Below are 3,343 nucleotides of genomic sequence, written 5' to 3' on the forward strand. Positions count from 1 at the left end.
GCCCGCGATGGGGGCGACGCGGTCTGACAACAAACCCTGCCTCACATCAACCAAACGATAATTCCTCTTATTCAAACTCCCCTGCCCTGTTAGACTTTGCGCCCTTGTTTTGCTCGTCTTGCAGGATGTCCGATGCCCACGCTGCCTCTTCGCTTGTCTGCACTGTTGCTGGCCCTGGGCCTGAGTGCCTGCGATGACGCCCCGCGTTTTACCCAGGCCGAACCTGGTGAAGCCCGGTCCGGTGGCAGCGCGACAGTGCGCAAGACCGATAAGAACGCATTCTCCTTGCCCTCCGCCAATCTGCCGCCGTCACGACGCGTCGACTTCAGCGTCGGCAACAGCTTCTTTCGCAGCCCCTGGGTGATCGCGCCGTCGACCACCACCGCCCGCGATGGCCTCGGCCCGTTGTTCAATACCAACGCCTGCCAGAACTGCCACATCAAGGACGGGCGCGGTCATCCGCCAACGCCCGATGCGCCGAATGCGGTGTCGATGCTGGTACGCCTGTCGATCCCCAATGCCCCCGCCTACGCCAAGGTCATCGAACAACTGGGCGTGGTGCCGGAGCCGGTCTACGGCGGCCAGTTCCAGGACATGGCGGTGCCCGGCGTCGCCCCGGAAGGCAAGGTGCGTGTCGATTACACGCCGGTCCCGGTACGCTTCAAGGACGGCAGCGAAATCGAGTTGCGTAAACCAATCTTGCAGATGACCCAACTCGGCTACGGCCCGATGCACCCGGACACACGTTTCTCGGCGCGCATCGCACCGCCGATGATTGGCCTGGGCTTGCTTGAAGCGATTCCCGACGAGGCCATCCTGGCCAACGCCGAAGCCCAGGCCCGGGAGAAAAACGGCATCGCCGGGCGGCCGAACCGGGTCTGGGACGACGCGCAGCAGAAGACTGTTCTCGGACGATTTGGCTGGAAAGCCGGGCAACCGAACCTCAATCAGCAGAATGTTCATGCGTTCTCTGGTGATATGGGCCTCACGACCAGCCTGAAACCCATTGATGACTGCACCGACGCCCAAACTGCTTGCAAACAGGCGCCCAACGGCAATGGTCCCGATGGCGAGCCGGAAGTCAGCGACAACATTTTGCGTCTGGTGCTGTTCTACAGCCGTAACCTCGCCGTGCCGGCCCGTCGCGATGTTGGCGCACCTGAGGTGCTGGCCGGCAAGAATCTGTTTTTCCAGGCCGGATGCCAGTCCTGTCACACCCCTCAATACACCACCGCCGCCAACGCCGCGGAACCTGAATTGGCCAATCAAGTGATTCGCCCTTACAGCGATCTGCTGCTGCACGACATGGGCGACGGTCTGGCCGACAACCGCACCGAGTTCCAGGCCAGTGGCCGCGACTGGCGTACGCCGCCGTTGTGGGGCATCGGCCTGACGCAGACGGTCAGCGGACACACCCAGTTTTTGCACGACGGCCGCGCCCGCAACCTGCTCGAAGCCGTGCTCTGGCATGGCGGCGAGGCAAAAGCGGCGCAACAACAGGTTTTGTCTTTCAACGCCGAGCAGCGCGCGGCGTTGCTGGCGTTTTTGAATTCCCTTTAATACGTATTCCTTCAGCGGGAGCCCGACATGTTCCGTCCCAAATTATTGTTCACCAGCCTTGCCGCCCTCGCCCTGGGCGCCTGTTCGCCCCAGGATCCGCAAGYGGTCACCTCGGCGGCCATCGCCAAGCAAGTGATCCTGCCGAGCTACAGTCRTTGGGTTGAAGCCGACCGGCAATTGGCGGTCAGCGCCCTGGCGTTCTGCCAAGGCAAGGAAACCCTGGACACCGCTCGCGCCGACTTCCTGCACGCGCAAAAAGCCTGGGCCGAGTTGCAACCGCTGCTGATCGGGCCGCTGGCCGAGGGCAACCGTTCGTGGCAGGTGCAGTTCTGGCCGGACAAGAAAAACCTCGTCGGCCGTCAAGTCGAGCAACTGGTCACTGCGCAGCCGCAGATCGATGCTGCCGCCCTGGCCAAGTCCAGCGTCGTGGTGCAAGGCCTCTCGGCTTATGAATACATCCTGTTCGACAGCAAGATCGACATGGCCGACAGCGCTCAGAAAGCCAAATACTGCCCGCTGCTGACCGCCATTGGCGAGCGTCAGAAGCAACTGGCCGAAGAGATCCTGTCGCGCTGGAACACCAACGACGGCATGCTCGCGCAGATGAGCAAATTCCCCAACCAGCGCTACGCCGACTCACACGAAGCGATCGCCGATCTGCTGCGTGTGCAAGTGACTGCACTGGACACCCTGAAGAAAAAACTCGGCACGCCGATGGGCCGTCAGAGCAAGGGTACGCCACAGCCATTCCAGGCCGATGCCTGGCGCAGCCAATCGTCGCTCAAAGGCATGGAAGCAAGCCTGAGCGCTGCGCAAACCGTCTGGGTGGGTGTCGACAACAAAGGCCTGCGCGGTCTGCTGCCGAACGAGCAAAAACCGTTGGCCGACAAGATCGACGCGGCCTACGCAGCGTCCCTGAAACTGCTTGCCGGCAACCAGCGCTCGCTGACCGACATGCTCACCGACGATGCCGGTCGCCAGCAGCTGAACGACATCTATGACAGCCTCAACGTTGTCCACCGCTTGCACGAAGGCGAACTGGCCAAGGCGCTGGGCATCCAACTGGGCTTCAACGCCAACGACGGCGACTGATGAGGGCAAGTGCCATGCTGCGACGCCAGGCTCTGACGTTAGGGAGTTTGCTGCTGGGTGCGGTGACACTGGGCGGCTGGACGCTGTTCAAGCAAAAGGACAAAAGCCCGCTGCTGCTCTCGGCGCGGGACGACGGTGACGGCAAGCACTATGCCGTCGGTTATCGACTGGACGGCACCCGGGTGTTTGCCACCCAGGTCGGTCAGCGCTGCCATGACATCATCAACCACCCGACACTGCCGATTGCGCTATTCGTCGCTCGGCGTCCGGGCACCGAGAGCTACCTGATCGACCTGCGCGACGGCACGCTATTGCAAACCGTGGTGTCGCAGCCGAACCGGCACTTCTACGGTCACGCGGTGATTCACCAGAGCGGTGACTGGTTGTACGCCACCGAGAACGACACCTCCGATCCGGGCCGTGGCCTGCTTGGTGTGTATAAGTTCGAAGGTGAGCGACTGGTGCACAGCGGCGAAATTTCCACCCACGGCGTCGGCCCGCATCAGGTGTCGTGGATGCCCGATGGCGAGACGCTGGTGGTGGCCAACGGCGGCATTCGCACCGAGGCCGAAAGCCGGGTCGAGATGAACCTCAATGCCATGGAGCCGAGCCTGGTGCTGATGCAACGCGACGGCACGCTGCTGAGCAAGGAAACACTGGCCCAGCAGATGAACAGCGTGCGGCACTTGGG

3 protein-coding genes are annotated in these 3,343 nt (G+C 62.5%); all 3 read left to right on the top strand.

Features of this window, described 5'->3' with window-relative positions; translation table 11 throughout:
• The first annotated feature begins 132 nt into the window (after positions 1-132).
• Positions 133-1,560, top strand: coding sequence for a di-heme oxidoreductase family protein (locus AC1DLB_RS25610; RefSeq protein ID WP_111454719.1), 1,428 nt, complete (start codon positions 133-135; stop codon positions 1,558-1,560).
• 27 nt (positions 1,561-1,587) lie between these two features.
• On the top strand, positions 1,588-2,652 hold the full coding sequence (locus AC1DLB_RS25615; protein WP_477785881.1) for an imelysin family protein: 1,065 nt from the start codon (positions 1,588-1,590) through the stop codon (positions 2,650-2,652).
• A 14-nt stretch (positions 2,653-2,666) separates the two neighbouring features.
• Positions 2,667-3,343: DUF1513 domain-containing protein (locus tag AC1DLB_RS25620; protein ID WP_477785882.1), on the top strand; the 677-nt coding region annotated here is incomplete at its 3' end.

Source organism: Pseudomonas sp. 05N434, assembly GCF_056396965.1.

Coding starts and splice junctions, on each gene's coding strand:
- AC1DLB_RS25610 (WP_111454719.1), top strand. CDS start 133: ATGCCCACGCTGCCTCTTCGCTTGTCTGCACTGTTGCTGGCCCTGGGC.